Origin of the sequence: Citrobacter sp. wls718 (assembly GCF_005280945.1) — a bacterium.
Lineage (GTDB): Bacteria > Pseudomonadota > Gammaproteobacteria > Enterobacterales > Enterobacteriaceae > Citrobacter > Citrobacter gillenii.
Genome location: NZ_SZWV01000079.1, coordinates 1 through 16,999 on the forward strand (window position 1 = coordinate 1; position 16,999 = coordinate 16,999).

Annotated in this window: 16 protein-coding genes and 1 pseudogene; 3 read left to right on the forward strand and 14 right to left on the reverse strand. The window is 58.9% G+C overall.

Annotated elements, in window-relative coordinates; genetic code table 11:
* Window positions 1-271, reverse strand: a 271-nt coding sequence (locus tag FDW95_RS15530; protein WP_137363544.1) for a LysR family transcriptional regulator, incomplete at its 3' end; no start/stop codon positions are given.
* Window positions 272-678: 407 nt separating this feature from the next.
* Here FDW95_RS15530 and FDW95_RS15535 point away from each other — a divergent pair.
* The 3 genes from FDW95_RS15535 to FDW95_RS15545 are packed head-to-tail and all read left to right on the forward strand — an operon-like array spanning window position 679 to window position 5,614.
* A complete protein-coding gene (locus tag FDW95_RS15535; RefSeq protein ID WP_115257243.1) occupies window positions 679-1,746 on the forward strand; it encodes an HlyD family efflux transporter periplasmic adaptor subunit in 1,068 nt (355 codons plus the stop codon).
* A complete protein-coding gene (rbbA, locus tag FDW95_RS15540) occupies window positions 1,743-4,490 on the forward strand; it encodes a ribosome-associated ATPase/putative transporter RbbA (RefSeq protein WP_115257244.1) in 2,748 nt (915 codons plus the stop codon). The genes FDW95_RS15535 and rbbA overlap by 4 nt, the downstream gene beginning before the upstream one ends.
* Window positions 4,490-5,614: an ABC transporter permease gene (locus FDW95_RS15545; RefSeq protein WP_115257245.1), complete on the forward strand. Its 1,125-nt coding sequence runs from the start codon at window positions 4,490-4,492 to the stop codon at window positions 5,612-5,614. The genes rbbA and FDW95_RS15545 overlap by 1 nt, the downstream gene beginning before the upstream one ends.
* Window positions 5,615-5,722: 108 nt before the next feature.
* Here FDW95_RS15545 and nikR read toward each other — a convergent pair whose 3' ends face one another.
* The 13 genes and pseudogenes from nikR to FDW95_RS23920 form a co-directional block, all read right to left on the reverse strand.
* A complete protein-coding gene (gene nikR / locus FDW95_RS15550; RefSeq protein ID WP_096759193.1) occupies window positions 5,723-6,124 on the reverse strand; it encodes a nickel-responsive transcriptional regulator NikR in 402 nt (133 codons plus the stop codon).
* Window positions 6,125-6,164: 40 nt separating this feature from the next.
* Entirely contained in the window at window positions 6,165-6,743 is a 579-nt protein-coding gene (gene acpT, locus FDW95_RS15555) for a 4'-phosphopantetheinyl transferase AcpT (protein ID WP_115257246.1), read from the reverse strand.
* A 1-nt stretch (window position 6,744) separates the two neighbouring features.
* On the reverse strand, window positions 6,745-7,974 hold the full coding sequence (locus FDW95_RS15560; protein WP_115257247.1) for a beta-ketoacyl-ACP synthase: 1,230 nt from the start codon (window positions 7,972-7,974) through the stop codon (window positions 6,745-6,747).
* Entirely contained in the window at window positions 7,971-8,702 is a 732-nt protein-coding gene (locus tag FDW95_RS15565; protein ID WP_115257248.1) for a 3-ketoacyl-ACP reductase FabG2, read from the reverse strand. Before FDW95_RS15565 ends, FDW95_RS15560 begins: the two co-directional genes overlap by 4 nt.
* On the reverse strand, window positions 8,699-9,175 hold the full coding sequence (locus FDW95_RS15570; protein WP_115257249.1) for a 3-hydroxy-fatty acyl-ACP dehydratase: 477 nt from the start codon (window positions 9,173-9,175) through the stop codon (window positions 8,699-8,701). Before FDW95_RS15570 ends, FDW95_RS15565 begins: the two co-directional genes overlap by 4 nt.
* On the reverse strand, window positions 9,172-10,341 hold the full coding sequence (locus FDW95_RS15575; protein ID WP_115257250.1) for a beta-ketoacyl-[acyl-carrier-protein] synthase family protein: 1,170 nt from the start codon (window positions 10,339-10,341) through the stop codon (window positions 9,172-9,174). Before FDW95_RS15575 ends, FDW95_RS15570 begins: the two co-directional genes overlap by 4 nt.
* Before the next feature lies 1 nt (window position 10,342).
* Window positions 10,343-10,879 carry a DUF3261 domain-containing protein gene (locus tag FDW95_RS15580; RefSeq protein ID WP_115259890.1) on the reverse strand — a complete coding sequence of 179 codons (537 nt, stop codon included), beginning with the start codon at window positions 10,877-10,879 and terminating at the stop codon, window positions 10,343-10,345.
* 130 nt (window positions 10,880-11,009) lie between these two features.
* Entirely contained in the window at window positions 11,010-13,331 is a 2,322-nt protein-coding gene (locus FDW95_RS15585; protein ID WP_115257251.1) for an MMPL family transporter, read from the reverse strand.
* Window positions 13,300-13,905 carry an outer membrane lipoprotein carrier protein LolA gene (locus tag FDW95_RS15590; protein WP_115257252.1) on the reverse strand — a complete coding sequence of 202 codons (606 nt, stop codon included), beginning with the start codon at window positions 13,903-13,905 and terminating at the stop codon, window positions 13,300-13,302. The genes FDW95_RS15585 and FDW95_RS15590 overlap by 32 nt, the downstream gene beginning before the upstream one ends.
* Entirely contained in the window at window positions 13,902-14,324 is a 423-nt protein-coding gene (locus tag FDW95_RS15595) for a thioesterase family protein (RefSeq protein WP_115257253.1), read from the reverse strand. Before FDW95_RS15595 ends, FDW95_RS15590 begins: the two co-directional genes overlap by 4 nt.
* Window positions 14,325-14,326: 2 nt before the next feature.
* Window positions 14,327-16,018 carry a glycosyltransferase gene (locus FDW95_RS15600; RefSeq protein WP_115257254.1) on the reverse strand — a complete coding sequence of 564 codons (1,692 nt, stop codon included), beginning with the start codon at window positions 16,016-16,018 and terminating at the stop codon, window positions 14,327-14,329.
* The gene (locus FDW95_RS15605) at window positions 16,009-16,362 is read right to left on the reverse strand and encodes a beta-hydroxyacyl-ACP dehydratase (protein WP_115257255.1); all 354 of its coding nucleotides are present in this window, start codon (window positions 16,360-16,362) and stop codon (window positions 16,009-16,011) included. The genes FDW95_RS15600 and FDW95_RS15605 overlap by 10 nt, the downstream gene beginning before the upstream one ends.
* Window positions 16,349-16,999: pseudogene (locus tag FDW95_RS23920) on the reverse strand (AMP-dependent synthetase); the annotation flags it as partial. The gene FDW95_RS15605 and the pseudogene FDW95_RS23920, both read right to left, overlap by 14 nt.

Below are 16,999 nucleotides of genomic sequence, written 5' to 3' on the forward strand. Positions count from 1 at the left end.
TCAGTAAGTTGGCAGCATCACCCGTAATCTCCTGGTTTTTCTCCAGGCTACTGATGATGTAAGGAAGTAGCTCATTACCAAAACGTGTTAAAGTCAGCGGCCGTGTGCCCCTGTCGAATATTTTGGCGCCAATTTTATCCTCCAGCGATGTCAGCATCCGACTCAGGTTTGCCTGCGAGATTTTGGTTTTATCCGCGCTTATACTGATACTGCGCGTTTCTGCGAGGATACGGATGACATTTAGCTCAAAGGGTTTCAGATTAAATTTCATATGTCGATCTCGATTGCTCTCTCAGGCGTGATACGTAATGGTATTCATTAATGTCAGCTTCCTGGTTAACTTTTAACAGATTTGTGATTTCCTGCAATGCTTGCGGCCAGCGTCCACCACAACGAATAGACATCTCGAATCCAGGTGTTAGTATTCAATAGATAGCAGTTATGAGTATGCGTGTTTCATTTACGGCCAGGAACGCTGATGATGACAACATTACTACCCGATTTCACAGCATCTTCATCATTCACTTCCTTCGCGGTGAGCGTCGTCGTGACGCCTGTCCACCGTCTGGCCTTTGTTCCTCATTCCTTCTCATCCCGGATGGAATCTCCCGCTGAATAGCTGTTCAGTGGGCTTTGTGACACGCATCGTTTGAAAACAGGGATTACGGCGGGTCGAATATGGATAAGTTGAAGCGTCATCTGGTGTGGTGGGGGGCGGGCATCCTGGTTGTGGTAGCCGCGATAGCCTGGTGGATGTTACGTCCTGCGGGAATACCGGAGGGGTTCGCAGCCAGCAACGGCAGAATTGAAGCCACCGAAGTGGATATTGCCACCAAGATTGCCGGGCGGATTGACACGATCCTTGTGTCGGAAGGGCAGTTCGTTCGTCAGGGTGAGGTATTGGCGAAAATGGATACCCGCGTGTTGCAGGAGCAGCGGCTGGAAGCGGTCGCCCAAATCAAAGAAGCGGAAAGCGCGGTGGCGGCAGCGCGGGCGCTACTGGAGCAGCGGCAGAGTGAAATGCGCGCCGCGCAGTCGGTGGTAAAACAGCGCGAGGCAGAGCTGCAGTCGGTCTCTAAACGTCACGTGCGTTCCCGCTCGCTGTCCCAGCGTGGAGCCGTGTCTGAGCAACAGCTGGATGACGACAGGGCTGCGGCAGAAAGTGCGCGCGCCGCGCTGGAATCCGCAAAGGCGCAGGTCTCTGCGGCAAAAGCGGCGATTGAAGCCGCTCGCACCAGTATCATTCAGGCGCAGACCCGCGTAGAAGCCGCGCAGGCTACTGAACGTCGCATTGCGGCTGATATTGATGATAGCGAGCTGAAAGCGCCACGCGATGGCCGCGTGCAGTACCGGGTGGCTGAACCGGGAGAGGTACTTTCCGCGGGTGGACGCGTGCTGAATATGGTCGATCTCAGCGATGTCTATATGACGTTCTTTTTACCTACTGAACAGGCTGGCTTACTGAAGATTGGCGGTGAAGCGCGCCTGGTACTGGATGCTGCGCCCGATCTGCGCATCCCTGCGACCATCAGCTTTGTGGCCAGCGTCGCGCAGTTCACGCCGAAAACGGTCGAAACCAGCGATGAGCGGCTGAAGCTGATGTTCCGCGTCAAAGCGCGTATCCCACCAGAGCTGTTGCAGCAGCATCTGGAGTACGTGAAAACCGGTCTGCCGGGCATGGCGTGGGTGCGGCTGGATGAAAGTCGCGCCTGGCCTGACGACCTGGTGGTGAGGTTGCCGCAATGACGCACCATGCGCATCTTTCCGTTCCTCCCGTGGCGCACCTTGACGGCGTGAGTCAGCATTACGGGAAAACGGTCGCGCTTAACAATATCACGCTGGATATCCCCGCTCGCTGTATGGTCGGACTGATTGGCCCGGACGGTGTCGGTAAATCAAGCCTGTTGTCGCTTATCTCCGGCGCGCGGGTGATTGAACACGGCAACGTGAGGGTGCTGGGCGGCGATATGCGCGACCCAAAACATCGCCGGGATGTCTGCCCGCGAATTGCCTGGATGCCGCAAGGGCTGGGGAAAAACCTCTATCACACGCTGTCGGTGTACGAGAACGTCGACTTCTTCGCCCGGCTGTTCGGCCATGGTAAGGCCGAGCGCGAGGCGCGCATTACCGAGCTGCTGAACAGCACCGGGCTGGCGCCGTTTCGCGACCGTCCTGCAGGGAAGCTCTCGGGCGGGATGAAGCAAAAACTGGGGCTGTGCTGTGCGCTGATCCACGACCCGGAATTACTCATCCTTGATGAACCGACCACCGGGGTAGACCCGTTGTCCCGCGCCCAGTTCTGGGATCTGATTAACAGCATTCGTCAGCGGCAGACCAACATGAGCGTGCTGGTCGCCACCGCCTATATGGAAGAGGCCGAGCGCTTCGACTGGCTGGTGGCGATGAACGCCGGTGAGGTGTTAGCCACCGGGAGCGCACAGCAATTGCGTGAACAAACGGCAACCCACACGCTGGAGCAGGCGTTTATCGGGCTGTTACCCGAAGCCCAGCGTCAGGCGCACAAGCCGGTGGTGATCCCGCCGTATCACGCTGAGCAGGAAGAGATTGCTATCGAGGCGAAAGATCTGACCATGCGCTTCGGTAAGTTCGTCGCCGTTGACCACGTTAACTTCCGCATTCCGCGCGGGGAGATCTTCGGCTTTCTCGGCTCTAACGGTTGCGGTAAATCCACCACCATGAAGATGCTCACCGGACTGCTACCCGCCAGCGAAGGTGAGGCGTGGCTATTTGGGCAAGCGGTTGATCCGAAGAATATCGATACCCGCCGCCGGGTAGGCTACATGTCACAGGCGTTTTCGCTCTACAGCGAGCTGACCGTGCGGCAAAACCTCGAATTGCATGCGCGTCTGTTCCATATCCCCACCCCAGAAATCCCCGGTCGCGTACAAGAGATGAGTGAGCGTTTTATGCTGACCGAGGTCGAGGACATGCTGCCCGGTGCGCTACCGCTGGGAATTCGCCAACGCCTGTCGCTGGCGGTGGCGGTGATCCATCGCCCGGAAATGTTAATCCTCGATGAGCCGACCTCCGGGGTCGATCCGGTGGCGAGAGACATGTTCTGGCAGCTGATGGTTGACCTCTCGCGTCAGGATAAAGTGACCATTTTTATCTCCACCCACTTTATGAACGAAGCGGAGCGCTGCGACCGCATGTCGCTGATGCACGCCGGAAAAGTGCTCGCCAGCGGTACGCCGCAGGAACTGGTGACGCAGCGCGGTGCTGCCAGTCTGGAAGAGGCGTTTATCTCCTGGCTGCAGGAGGCGGCAGGCCCGGCGCCCGTTGCGCCGCTGCCACCAGCGGATGCGCCAGCCGTAGAGCAGCACAGTAAACCTCCGCGCCAGGGGTTTAGCCTGCGGCGCCTGTTTAGCTACAGCCGTCGTGAAGCGCTGGAGTTGCGACGTGACCCGGTGCGCTCGACGCTGGCGCTGCTGGGCACGGTGATCCTGATGCTGATCATGGGCTACGGCATCAGCATGGACGTGGAAAACCTGCGCTTTGCGGTGCTCGACCGTGACCAGACCGTCAGCAGCCAGGCGTGGTCGTTGAATCTGGCGGGGTCACGCTATTTTATCGAACAGCCACCGCTCACCAGCTATGACGAGCTGGACAAACGGATGCGCTCGGGCGAGGTGGCGGTGGCGATAGAAATCCCGCCGAATTTTGGCCGCGATATTGCGCGCGGCACGCCGGTGAAGATTGGCGTTTGGGTCGATGGCGCGATGCCGAGTCGTGCGGAAACGGTCAGAGGCTATGTGCAGGCGATGCACCAGACCTGGCTGCAGGATGTGATGGCGCGTCAGCCCAATGCCAGCGGGCAAAATGGGCTGATGACCATTGAAACACGCTATCGCTATAACCCGGATGTGAAGAGCTTGCCGGCGATTGTTCCGGCGGTGATCCCGCTGCTGCTGATGATGATCCCCTCCATGCTCAGCGCCCTGAGCGTGGTGCGGGAGAAAGAGCTGGGGTCGATCATCAACCTGTACGTCACGCCGACCACCCGCAGCGAGTTTTTACTCGGTAAACAGTTGCCGTACATCGTGCTGGGGATGCTGAACTTCCTGCTGCTGTGCGCGCTGTCGGTGTTTGTCTTCGGCGTGCAGCACAAGGGCAGTTTTTTGACTCTGACGCTCGCCGCACTGCTGTACATCACCATTGCTACCGGGCTTGGGCTGCTTACCTCCACGTTTATGAAAAGTCAGATCGCTGCCATTTTTGGTACCGCGATTATTACGCTTATCCCGGCGACGCAGTTTTCCGGGATGATCGATCCGGTCGCCTCGCTGGAAGGACCGGGGCGGTGGATAGGTGAAATTTACCCGACCAGCCATTTTCTGACCATTGCGCGTGGCACGTTCTCGAAAGCGCTGGATCTGGCCGATCTCTGGTCGCTGTTTATCCCGCTGGCGGTAGCCATTCCGGTGGTAATTGGCCTCAGCGTATTACTGCTGAAAAAACAGGAGGGGTGATGCGCCGATTACGTAATATTTATAACCTTGGCATCAAAGAGTTACGTAGCCTGCTGGGCGACAAAGCGATGCTGACACTGATCGTCTTCGCTTTCACGATTTCGGTGTATTCCTCCGCCACCGTGTTGCCGGGTTCGCTGCATCTGGCGCCGATTGCCATTACTGATATGGACCAGTCGCAGCTGTCGAATCGCATTGTGAACAGTTTTTATCGCCCGTGGTTTTTACCGCCGGAGATGATCACCGCCGATGAAATGGATGCCGGGCTGGATGCCGGTCGCTATACCTTTGCTGTGAATATTCCACCTGATTTTCAGCGTGATGTGTTGGCCGGGCGACAGCCGGATATCCAGGTCAACGTCGATGCCACGCGGATGAGTCAGGCCTTTACCGGCAACAGCTATATCCAGAATATTATCAGCGGTGAGGTGAACAGCTTTGTGGCGCGTTACCGCGACAATGCTGATCTGCCGGTGGCGCTGGAAATGCGCATGCGCTTTAACCCTAATCTGGAGCCTGCGCGCTTCGGGGCCGTGATGGCCATTATCAATAACATCACCATGCTAGCGATTGTGCTCACCGGATCGGCGCTGATCCGCGAGCGCGAGCACGGGACGATCGAACACCTGCTGGTGATGCCGGTGACGCCGTTTGAGATCATGATGGCAAAAATCTGGTCGATGGGGCTGGTGGTGCTGGTGGTTTCCGGTCTGTCGCTGATGCTGATGGTGAAAGGGGTGCTTGGCGTGCCGATTGAAGGCTCAATCCCGCTGTTTATGCTGGGCGTGGCGCTGAGCCTGTTTGCCACCACCTCGATCGGCATTTTTATGGGTACGCTGGCGCGGTCGATGCCGCAGCTGGGACTGCTGATGATTCTGGTGCTGCTACCGTTGCAGATGCTCTCCGGCGGCTCTACTCCGCGTGAAAGCATGCCGCAGACGGTGCAGGACATCATGCTAACCATGCCGACGACCCACTTTGTCAGCCTGGCGCAGGCGATTCTCTATCGCGGTGCCGGGTTGGGTATCGTCTGGCCGCAGTTCCTGACGTTACTGGCGATAGGTAGCGCGTTCTTTCTGGTCGCCTTACTACGCTTCAGGAAGACGATTGGCACGATGGCATAAATATCCTGTATTGCCCGGGGCGCTTCGCTTGCCCGGCCTACGTCCGTTCCCGTTTGTGAATGGTAGGCCGGATAAGGTGCAGCCGCCATCCGGCAACGAACCCAGCCATTACTCTTCTTTCGGCAGGCACTGCAAATGGCCGTGGCGCACGCCGCGTTGGGAGATAACGTCATCGGCAAAATGCTGAACATCGCCCATATCGCCTTTCAGCACCGCGATTTCCAGGCAGTCGTCATGGTTGATGTGCACGTGCAGTGTGGCGACCGACAAGTCGTGGTGGTGATGCTGGGTCGAGACAATACGGCTGGCTAAGTCACGTTTCTCATGTTCATAAACATAGGAGAGCACCGCAAAGCCCTGGGTGCCATGCTCTTGCGTGCTTTCCTGGGACAGCGCGCCGCGCAAAATGTCGCGGATGGCTTCGGAACGGTTGTTATAACCCCGGCGCTGGCTCAGGCTGTCCAGCGTTTCCAGTAAATCGTCATCGAGAGTAATGGTGACTCGTTGCATCTAAAGTTAACCTTTTATGTGGCGTACAGGGCATGCGGAATTACACTCTCTGCACGGCGTCGGCGGTCAATGTAAACGGCGTTGGCGTACACACGGCCAGGCTCAGGGTATCGAGCTGGCACTGACTGACAGAGAGTGAGGACGTCAGGGTAGTGCTGTCGACGCTGACAATTTGCCAGGCGCTGCCGCCACGTTGCTTAACGATGGCCTCTTTGCGCGTCCAGATGCGCCAGAACGCCGCCAGCTGGTGGTCCGGGCGTTCAGCTTCGACTTCGGCATGTTCCCCAAGGCTGAATACTGTATTTGCCAGCGTCCGCCAGTTATCACGGGGGCGCACGACTTCAATATCGCAGCCGACTTCCCCTTCATCACTGAGCAGCAGGGCGATGTCATCCCCGCTGTGGCTGAGATTAAACCATAGCGGCGTGTCGCCTGAGAATGCCGGTTTTCCCTGCTCACCATAGACAATGTCAGGCAGTGGTGACAAGGCATGGGAAAGCAGCACGCGGCCAGCCAGCCAGCGCGTGCGGCGCGCACCTTGCGGCGCCTGTTCATACAACGCGCGAGGCAGGGTGCCAGCGCTTAAAACAGAAACTTTCCCAACAACGATCCGGTACATATCAGGGCCAACGTTTGATGATAATAGAAGTATTTATGCCGCCAAACGCAAAGTTATTGCTCTGCAGGAACTCACAATCAATCTTGCGGGCTTCACCCATAATGTAATCCAGCGCGCCACAGTTGGCATCAGGCTGGCTTAAATTTAGCGTAGGCGCAAACCAGCCTTCGCGCATCATTTGCAAACTCATCCAGGCTTCCAGCGCGCCACAGGCGCCAAGGGTATGGCCAAAATAACTTTTGAGCGAGGACAGCGGCACATTATCACCGTAAATGGCGGCGGTTGCCTGACTTTCTGCAATATCACCTCGATCGGTCGCCGTGCCGTGGGCTGAAATATAACCGATATCCCGCGCGCGTAAGCCCGCCATTTTCAGCGACTGCTCCATGCAAATCTGCATCGTCTCGCGCTGCGGCTGGGTGATATGCGCCGCATCGCAGTTGGTGGCAAAACCGATAATCTCACCGTAAATTGTCGCGCCGCGCGCTTTGGCGTGCTCAAGCTCTTCCAGAATCAACGTGCCTGCGCCTTCGCCAATTACCAGCCCGTCGCGATGTTCATCAAAGGGCGAGGGCGTGGTTTTCGGTTCGTCGTTGCGCTGGCTGGTGGCGAACAGGGTATCAAACACCGCCGCTTCCGACGGACACAGCTCTTCCGCGCCGCCTGCGACCATCACCGTTTGGTAGCCGTGACGAATCGCTTCCCATGCGTAGCCAATCGCCTGGCTGCCGGAGGTGCAGGCGCTGGAGGTGGGGATCACTCGCCCACGCAGGCCGAAAAATAGCCCGGTGTTGACGGCGGTAGTGTGCGGCATCATCTGCACGTAGGTGGTGCCGGTAATATTGTTGGTGTGCTTCTCGGTCAGCATGGTGGCGAACTCGCTCACCGGACCGGTGCTGCCGGTTGACGAGCCGTAGGCAATCCCGGTTTCACCGTTGGTCAGCACCGCATCGCCAATCAGCCCGGCCTGCTCCAGCGCCAGTTCGGTCGCGCGGGTGGACATCAGCGACACGCGACCCATAGAGCGAATACGCTTGCGGGTATAGTGCTCCGGTGGGGTGAAATCATCGACCGGCGCGCCCAGCAGCGTGTGCAGCCCGTCATAAACCTGCCACTCCGGCATTTTGCGCACCGCGTTTTCATACGCCAGTAGCCTGGCGGAGACATCCTGCCAGTTTTCCCCAAAGGCGGTGACGCCGCCCATCCCTGTAATGACCACGCGACGCGTCATAGCATCCCTCCATTGATAGAAATCACCTGGCGGGTGACGTAACCCGCGATATCCGACATTAAATAGCTGGCAAGCCCGGCCACTTCATCGGCCTGGCCCATCCGTTTCATCGGGATCATCGACATGGCTTCTTTCAGCGCGGCCTCTTCCATTTCGATCATCCCGGTATCAATCAGCCCCGGCGCGATGCAGTTGACGGTAATTTTGCGTTTTGCCAGCTCAATCGCCAGCGCTTTGGTGGCTCCGATGATACCTGCCTTGGCGGCGCTGTAGTTGACCTGGCCGCGATTGCCCATCACGCCGGAAACCGACGATAAGGTAATGATTCGCCCACCCTGACGAGCGCTAATCATCGGCATCATGCACGGCTGGATAACGTTATAGAAGCTGTCGAGGTTGGTGTGGATCACCGCATCCCAGTCGTTATCGCTGAGCGCCGGGAAGGCCGCATCGCGGGTAATGCCGGCATTGCTGACGATGCCGTACCACGCACCGTGCGCGTCGTTATCTTGCTCCAGCACTTCACGGCACTGCTCGCGGTTGGCAACGTCGAACGTCAGCAGACGGCCTGTGCCGCCAGCGGCGAGAATCGAATCTAACGTCTGCTGGGCGCCTTGCGCATCGCGATGATAGTGAACGCCGACCACAAAGCCGTCCGCCGCCAGCTGGCGGGCGATGGCGCGACCGATGCCCTTGCTGGCGCCGGTAACCAAAACTGAACGACTCATGCGGACGCTCCTTGTTGAAATAGGGTGTTAAGTTCTTCCGCTGTCGGCTGGAAGGTGTTGACGCGACCGCTTGCCAGCATCTCTTCACCTGCCTGAATGGCGCATTCAAAGCTGCCAAAACGTGCATCTTGCATCAGCAGCGTGACGCTAATATCCAGCGTCAGGCCACCTGGCAATATTCCCGCCGCACAGATTAATTCACGTGCGCCGAGCACCATGCCTAAGGAGATGCTGGCCTGGCCCGCCTGATGACGGTGCCAGCCGGACCACACGCCAACGGTCTGCGCCATCAGCTCCAGGGCGAACCAGCCGGGCAGATTGCCTGCTGTATCAAGAAACGGGGCCAGTACGCCGTCGGGCGATACCGTGACGCGGCAGGTAGCGGAGTCGTCCGTCACGCTAACCACTTCTTCAAGCAGCAGCATCGGCGCATCGTGAGGCAGATAGTCTTCGGGCGCTAAATAGTGGCTCATGGCATTCTCCCGAGCAGGATACTGGCGTTATTGCCGCCAAAGGCAAACGAGTTTGACAGGATGACCGGGCGCGGTAGCAGCTGCTGGCGCTCGATAATCCCGCAGGCAGGCAGCGTTTCATCGCGCGGCGACTGGCTGAAATCCTGCGGCGGCAGCGGCAGGTCGCGCTGCAAAATCAGCATGCTGATGGCGGCTTCGGTGATCCCCGCAGCACCCAGCGAGTGTCCGGTCAGATGTTTAGTCGAACTGCACGGGACGCTTTCGCCAAATAGCGTGTTCACTACGTTAGCCTCAATTTTATCGTTCAGCGGCGTGGCGGTGCCGTGCAGATTGATATAGCCCACCTGCTCTGGCGTCATCCCCGCGTCGTTAAGCGCCTGACGAATGGCGCGAATCGCCCCTTCGCCCTGCGGATGCGGGGCCGAAATATGGTACGCATCGCTGGATTCGCCGACGCCCAGCAGCGCAATCTGCTGCGGTTCGCGGGTCAGCAGCATCAGCGCCGCACCTTCACCGATGGTAATCCCGCAGCGGTCGCGACCAAATGGCTGGCATAACGTTGGCGAGAGTGATTCCAGGCTGTGGAAACCGTTGATGGGCATCCGGCTTAGCGTGTCCGCCCCGCCGACAATCGCCACGTCCGCCAGCCCGGATTCAATCAGGCGGCGTCCGCTCATGATCGCGCGGGCGCTGGAGGAGCAGGCGGTAGAGAGCGTAAACGCCGGGCCGTCCAATGCCAGCCAGTGGCTGAGAAAGCGCGACGGGTCGCCCAGCTCCTGCTGCGGGTACTGCCAAGCGCTGCTCGCTTTGCCGTTGAGCGTGAGATCAACATGCACGTCGCCTTCGTCCAGCCCGGAGGTGCTGGTGCCGAGCACCACGGCAACGCGGTCGCGACCAAACTGCGCAATGGCGTCATCTACCTGCGGCTGGATTTGCGCGAGCGCCGCCAGCAGCAGCTGATTATTGCGCGAACGGTGAGCGCTAAATTCATCGGGGATCGTCGGCAGTTCACCGTCAACGCCGGCTAACACCGCATGCGGATGGCCCTGAAGCCAGCCGGTGCGCGGGCGCATACCGGGAGCCACGCCGCGCATCAGGTTGGCGGCTATTTCATCGGCGTTGTTGCCCAGTGCGTTAATCATACCAACCGCAGAAATGTAGATCATCTCAGTCACCCAGGTATTGAATGGTGATGTGGTATTTAAACACGTGCTGTTCGATGCTGATTGGCTCGCGCTTGCCTTTGCGGTTCAGGTAGGTGATTTCGGTGACCAGCTTGCCGCGGGCGTTGCGCAGTTCGCGCTTGTCGCCGATATCGGTGAGCGTCCAGCCCTTCGGCAGCTGCGACTGCCAGGCGCTAATCGGCCAGTGGCTGAGCATCACGTCGGCCAGAACCTGGCTGGCGGGCGGCAGCTGCGGCACCACGATCGACTGTTCGGCATGCAGTCCTTTTTCATCGTAAGTGACGAGGAACAGGCGGATACCGACAGAGGAGAGGCCTGCCAGGGTGAGTTTTTTATCATCGGCGTTAAGCATCACCAGCAGCGACTGGGTTTTGCCGTTAAAGCTGCCGGTGAGGAGCTGCTGGGAACTGACCGCCGGAGAGATCCCCGGCGCGGGTAGCGTCACGCGTGCGCCCGGCTCCAGCCACGCCTGTGGTCGGCCTTCTTGTTCGGGCTGTGAGTGGCTGCAACCGGCCAGCATCAGCGTGGCGACAAGCAGGCCCCGCCGGATGGCGCTGCGCTTATCCGGCCTACAATTGATGTGCTGACGTAGGCCGGATAAGGCAACGCCGCCATCCGGCAAAAGCCCACTCAACCAACGAAATATCAGTTTACTCATCGTGTTTTTTTCTCTTTTTCACTGGCATCGCCAGCGGTGACAGCAGGAAGGCGGTGAAAATGCCGCTCACCAGCACGATACCAAAGCTGCTGATAGCCTGGGTGGCACTGAAAACCAGCATGCCGAGGGTCAGCAGCGTGGTCAGCATCGCCAGCGTAATCGCTAAAAATGAGGTTAACGGTGTGCCGCGCGGATTGCTGAAAAACAGCGTGTAGTTAATGCCGATGCCGAGTACCAGCACCAGCGCCAGCAGCGAGAACAAATTGACTGCATGGCCGCTCAGCGCCAGCACTGCCAGACCGCAGCCCAGCGATAATACCGATGGCACGAGACTGATTAGCCCTTTGCTCCAGCCAAGTCGCACCACTGCGCCGCAGGCAATCACCGCCAGCGCCACCAACAGCAGGCCGGTCAAAATATGGCGATACAGCGCGAACAGTTCGTCGAAGCTGCTTTTCCGATCCACCCACGCGACGCCGGTGTATTGGGTACTGAGGGTGTTTAATGCAGCGCTGTTTTTCATCCCTTCAACCGGTACCAACACGCCGCTTTCGCCATCGGCCAGCGTTATCCACAGCAGCCGCCAGCCTTCGCTGGCCGGGCTAGCAAGCCAGGCATCGATCGTTACCGGCATGGCGTTAAGATCGGGGTTTACCGTCGCCAGCCCGGCGTTGTTCAGGGCTTTGATGACGGCTGGCGCAGCGTTTTTCAGCAGGCTGAGATCCTGCTGCTGGCGGGCGAGTGAATTCAGCGGAATAGTGCGATACCCGCCAAGCCATCCCTCTTTTTTCGCCTGCTCCAGCGCAGCAGTAAAGGCTTCCAGCCGTTCCAGCGTTTGCTGTGCAGACTTGCCGTACACCACAAACCACTTCTGATCGACACTCTGCCCGGTCAGCGCGGTAATCGCTTTTTCCTGTGCCAAAATATCCTGCGGCAGCGCCTGAAGCTGCGAGATATCATCGTCCACGCGCAGTGTGGCAAGACCCGCCAGCGAGAACAGGGCCAGCGCCACCGGCAAGCCGACGGAAAGCTTTTTATTGCGTCGCCATGCGGCAAGCCAGCGTAGCATCAGTACCATCGCCGGAACCGGGCGCACCGGCAGCCCACGACACAGCCACGGATGCCAGAAAATCACCGTCAGGCAGGAAGCGCTCAGGCCCACCGCCGCGAATACCGCCATCTGACGAATGCCGGGGAAGGGGGCGAGCATCATAATCAGATACGCCGCCACGGTGGTAAGCAGCGCCAGCAGCAGGGCATTGCGCACTTTGCTGAGGCTTTGCCACGGTGAGGTTTCTGCGCCGTGCACCATCCGCTCGGTCAGATAGTAGAGCGTGTAGTCGGCGGAGATCCCGATGATGCTCATGCTCATCACCAGCGTCATCAGGTGCAGCTCGCCAAAAATCAGCAACGTGACGACGGTGCCTGCCAGCGCGCCAATGCCGATCGAAATCAGACACAGCAGCAGCGGGCGCAGGGAACGGAACACCGCCACAATCAGCAAAATCACCCCAAGCAGGGTGGCGACACCGAGGGTCGAAACATCCCGCTTCGCCTGCTGGCTGGCGTAATCGCTGTAGAACATGGTCCCGCGAGACAACAGCTGCGCCTGCGGATATTGCGCCTTGAGCTCACCTTCCAGCGTATTGAGCGTGGTGACCAACTGGTGCGTCTGCTGCATGTCAAACGACGAACCGGCCAGCTCGCCGTGCAGCAGGTACCAGTAGTTACCCTGATCATCCTGAGCCACCAGCCAGCCGTCCATCAGCCGCAGGCGCTGGCCGTTTTTGGCCATTGCCAACTGCGAGCCGCGCATCAGCATCAGCGGGTCGTTTTGCAGCTCTTTGCCGCTGACGCCGGAAAAAGCAGAGTAGAGCTGGGAAAGTATCCATTGCGCCTGCGCTTCACCGCCGTTTTGTAGGCGGGCGCGGGTGTCGCTATCGATCAGGCCGTTGCGGTGCTGCCAGAAGAAAGCGCCCCAGGCCTGCTGGCTGTCGGCGTCCATCGGGCCTTTGACCTCAGCCAGCGCCTGCGATTTTTGTAATAGCGACAGCCAGCTGCGGGCAACCTGCGGGTCGGCTTTTTTCCCGGGGCTTACCAGCCAGACCAGTTGCCGGTCAAGGCGCTGCATAAAGCCGTCGTTGAGGCTCGGCGGGATCGCCCCCAGCGTCTGCTTGGGCAGCATTGCCAGGACGCTGCTGTTAAGCCGTGCCTGAGGCAACAGCGTCAGCAACACGCCCAACAGGATCAGGCAGGCGATTCCCCACAGCAGCGCGGGACGTTTACTGGGCGGCAAAGCGTTGGCGTTCATCATCAGTCAGCTGTGCGGGCGTCAGTTGGTGTTGGGAAAGCGTGATGTCGGTGCGATCGCCCTGCTTATCGTTCAGTTGAATGCTCTCCAGATAAGTTTTTCCGGCTAAATCAATGGTCGCGAAAATCTTATCCAGCGGCGTGGTGATCGGCGTCAGGCGCAGCGTCCAGCGGCCTTCACCTTTGTCGGTAAACGCCACGCGGAAGTTCTGTTCCAGCACGTTACGATCCGCCTGGAACAGCGCGCGCAGCAGATGGTTGAACTGGAACATCTGCGGGTTGTTCTCGGCGGTGAGGGTTTGCGGCGGCTGGCCGTTGATCACCTGTACCATCCGTTTGTCATCGAGCAGCAGCTGCATCGGGAACGGGGACGTTTGGTCCCACAGCAATCCCTGGTCACGTGCGATCAACATGTTACCCTGCGATCGTAGCGGCTGCGGCAGATCCTTAATGGTGCGGGTTTGATCGAAGTGAGCGCGGACCACCGGCTGTTCGGTAAAGCGCTGTTGCAGATCATCCAGCGTCAGAGCGCTGACCCATGGGCTGATAAGCAGCGCCAGCAGCGGTAAAAATCTCATGGCGTGACCCCCATCCGGGCAAACAGGATATCCGGGCTGACAAAGCACAGCTCGCGGCTGTTCTCTTCTACCGCCACCTGGATGGTGTAACCGGTAGTCGCGCGCTTGCCGGTTTCGGCATCGAAAATTTCGTAACCGATGCGCAGGCGGTTTTCGAACTCCTCAATACGCGCGCGCACGCGAATGCGCTGCTCAAAAGTCAGGGGGTTGCGATACTTGACGCGGGTATCGACCACCGGCCACAGATAGCCCGATTCTTTCATCTGCCGATAGCCATAATCGAACTGATTCAGCAGCGCCTCGCGGGCAATTTCGAAATAGCGGAAATAGTTGCCGTGCCACGCCACGCCCATCATATCGACGTCGTGGAACGGAATGGTCAGCTCGACTTCAGCCGTAAAGCGGGGATCGTTAAGCACCCTTACTCCTTGTTTTTGGTATCCGGCAACTGCCAGAAATCGAAAAAGTTAAACCAGTCGAGCGGCGACTGTAGCGCGTAGTGTTCCAGACGTTCGGCGTAGCGATCGATGGCTTGCTGTAATGCGTTTTGCCGGTCGGCGCGCGGCAACAGTAGCGGGTCGGCGAAAGGCTCGCAGTGAATACGCAGTTTCCCCTGCTGGCGCAGGGCGAAAATCAGATCCACCGGGCAGCGTAAAATAGCGGCGAGGATAAACGGACCCTGCGGGAAGGGGGCCGCTTGCCCCATAAAACGGCTCCAGCAGACGCGCCATTCGCCGCCGCGTTGCGGATTGACTGCAATACGATCGCCGACGATGGCAATCCACTCGCCGCGATCCAGCTTCTCTTTAAGCAGGATCGCAGTATCCGGGCCAATATCGGTTACCGGCAGCAGATTCAGCCCGGCCTGCGGGGCCATCTCTTGCATAATTTGCTTAAAGCGCTGGGCATTGTCGCTGAACACCAGCGCGTTGATGGTTTTGCTGCCCTGTAATTGCGCCAGCGCGCGACAGGCTTCAACATCGCCCAGATGCGAGGCCAGCAGTAGCTTGCCGCGCGGTGAGCTAACGTTGAGCGTCTCTTCAGCGCCCGGAGCAAAGACCACATCGCGGCCTAACCGCAGTTCGCCGCGCCAGCTGGCAATTTTATCGAGCATCGCATCGCCAAAACGCAGGAAGTGCTGATAGCTGGTGAGCGATGGCGGCAGCGGCATCTGGCGTGCGGTTAGCTGTTCACGCACGCGAGCAATCCAGCGTTGGGAGGCTTTGCGGGCGGTGGTTGCCGTCAGCCAGTAAACGCCGACCACCGGGTAGAGCAGCAGGGAGAATGCTTTGCGCCCGAGTAATCGCCACACCAGTAGCATCAGGCGCATCCCCCATAATCCCTTTACTTCCTGCTGGCGCGCCCAGTGTGGCGATGCGCGGCGAAAAAGCAGCGACGGGATGCGCGGCAACATGCCAAAAAACAGGCGCGTGTGCATCCGTGAAATGCGCAGGTTGTCTTTGAGGGCATCGAAATGCGATAGCCCGTCCAGCGGATAGGTGACACGGGTGGGGACAAAATAGCTGGTATTGCCCTGCCAGTAGAGGCGCACCATCACTTCGGTATCAAAGTCCATTCGCTGGCCGAGGGTCACGCGCTGCGCCAGCTGTAGCGTCGGTGCTACCGGATAAACCCGAAAGCCGCACATGCTGTCTTTGAGCTGGAGCGAGAGCGTTTCAATCCACACCCAGACGTGAGTTATCCAGCGTCCGTACAGGCGCGAGCGGGGTATGGAATCATCGTAAATCGGCTGCCCGGAAATCAGCGCTGTAGGGTGAAGCTCTGCCAGCGCAAGCAGTTCAGGAATATCTTCAATGGCATGCTGCCCGTCGGCGTCTACCTGCACCGCGTGGCTGAACCCGGCCGCTGCCGCTGCCTGCATACCGCTAAGCACCGCCGCGCCTTTGCCTGCGTTTTCAGGCAGACGAATTAAGGTCAGCTGGGGATGAGTTGCCGCCAGGCGAGCCAGTTCATCCCGCGTGGTGGTGTCGCTGCCGTCATCCACCACAATGCAGGGCAGGCCAAACGGCTGCAAACGTGCCAGCACGCTGGCCATCATTGCGCCATGGTTGTAGCAGGGGATCAGCACGCAGGGAGAAAACGTTAACGGCATAACCGGATCTTCCCGCTGCTGGCGGTATGGCGCGCTTCGCCGTCGTGGCGCTGGTAGCTGAAGGTCAGTATCTGGCGCTCTTCTTGCCAGTCCAGGGCTAGCGTGACGGTGTTTTCCGGTAACAGCGGAGCCTGAAATTTCACGTTCTGAATGCTGTGAAAGCGCCAGTTGGGGGCGAGCAGCGTGGTGGCGTAGTGCATTACCCAGTCGATCTGTGCCACGCCGGGCAGCAGTGGCTGCACGGTAAAATGTCCGCAGAACCAGAATAGAGAAGGGTCGAGATGCAAAACAATCTCCACCTGCTGAGGTTGTGCCTGATGACGCTCAATTTCATGGGGTTTCATGGAATAACTCCTGTAATTGCGCATAGACACGCTTGTTCATACTGTTCACCGGGATTTCGTCAATCACCCGCCAGTAGCGGGGAACAGCAACCGGCTCCAGCCATGGGCGCAGCGCGCGCCGCCAGCTCAGCTCTTGTGGTTTTCCTCCGCGCTGATACCAGCGTTGACGCGTTTCGTTATCCAGAACCAGCAGGACGCCAACGCCCTGGCGTCCGCCGCGTGAGACAGGCATAGCAGCAACGTCGCAAATGCCGTCCAGTGCCAGCAGACGGCGCTCTACTTCGCTTAGCGAAATACGCTTTTCTTCAATTTTGACCACCCGGCCCCGCCGTCCCATCAGGCGGAACTGACCGTTTTCTGCAAAATGCAGAATATCGTCGAGCAACAGGCCATCATCAGCAGCAATCAGCGGGGAAAATACGCGAAACGCATCATTTTCTGACCGGAATCTGATGTCGGGGAAGGGCTGCCATGCTACATCATCCTGCTGGCGATAACGCCAGGCGAGGATGCCGGTTTCAGTGCTACCGTAGATCTCATCAGGCCAGACGTTTAGCCAGTCTGCTGTCTGCGTGACGTCCTGCCAGGGCAGCATACCGCCCGCTGACAGAACCATCCGGACCGGCGGCGCGGCAAG

Excerpts from the sequence above, each read along its gene's own strand:
- FDW95_RS15535 (WP_115257243.1), top strand. The coding sequence starts at position 679 with ATGGATAAGTTGAAGCGTCATCTGGTGTGGTGGGGGGCGGGCATCCTG.
- rbbA (WP_115257244.1), top strand. The coding sequence starts at position 1,743 with ATGACGCACCATGCGCATCTTTCCGTTCCTCCCGTGGCGCACCTTGAC.
- FDW95_RS15545 (WP_115257245.1), top strand. The coding sequence starts at position 4,490 with ATGCGCCGATTACGTAATATTTATAACCTTGGCATCAAAGAGTTACGT.
- nikR (WP_096759193.1), bottom strand. The coding sequence starts at position 6,124 with ATGCAACGAGTCACCATTACTCTCGATGACGATTTACTGGAAACGCTG.
- acpT (WP_115257246.1), bottom strand. The coding sequence starts at position 6,743 with ATGTACCGGATCGTTGTTGGGAAAGTTTCTGTTTTAAGCGCTGGCACC.
- FDW95_RS15560 (WP_115257247.1), bottom strand. The coding sequence starts at position 7,974 with ATGACGCGTCGCGTGGTCATTACAGGGATGGGCGGCGTCACCGCCTTT.
- FDW95_RS15565 (WP_115257248.1), bottom strand. The coding sequence starts at position 8,702 with ATGAGTCGTTCAGTTTTGGTTACCGGCGCCAGCAAGGGCATCGGTCGC.
- FDW95_RS15570 (WP_115257249.1), bottom strand. The coding sequence starts at position 9,175 with ATGAGCCACTATTTAGCGCCCGAAGACTATCTGCCTCACGATGCGCCG.
- FDW95_RS15575 (WP_115257250.1), bottom strand. The coding sequence starts at position 10,341 with ATGATCTACATTTCTGCGGTTGGTATGATTAACGCACTGGGCAACAAC.
- FDW95_RS15580 (WP_115259890.1), bottom strand. The coding sequence starts at position 10,879 with ATGCTGGCCGGTTGCAGCCACTCACAGCCCGAACAAGAAGGCCGACCA.
- FDW95_RS15585 (WP_115257251.1), bottom strand. The coding sequence starts at position 13,331 with ATGATGAACGCCAACGCTTTGCCGCCCAGTAAACGTCCCGCGCTGCTG.
- FDW95_RS15590 (WP_115257252.1), bottom strand. The coding sequence starts at position 13,905 with ATGAGATTTTTACCGCTGCTGGCGCTGCTTATCAGCCCATGGGTCAGC.
- FDW95_RS15600 (WP_115257254.1), bottom strand. The coding sequence starts at position 16,018 with ATGCCGTTAACGTTTTCTCCCTGCGTGCTGATCCCCTGCTACAACCAT.
- FDW95_RS15605 (WP_115257255.1), bottom strand. The coding sequence starts at position 16,362 with ATGAAACCCCATGAAATTGAGCGTCATCAGGCACAACCTCAGCAGGTG.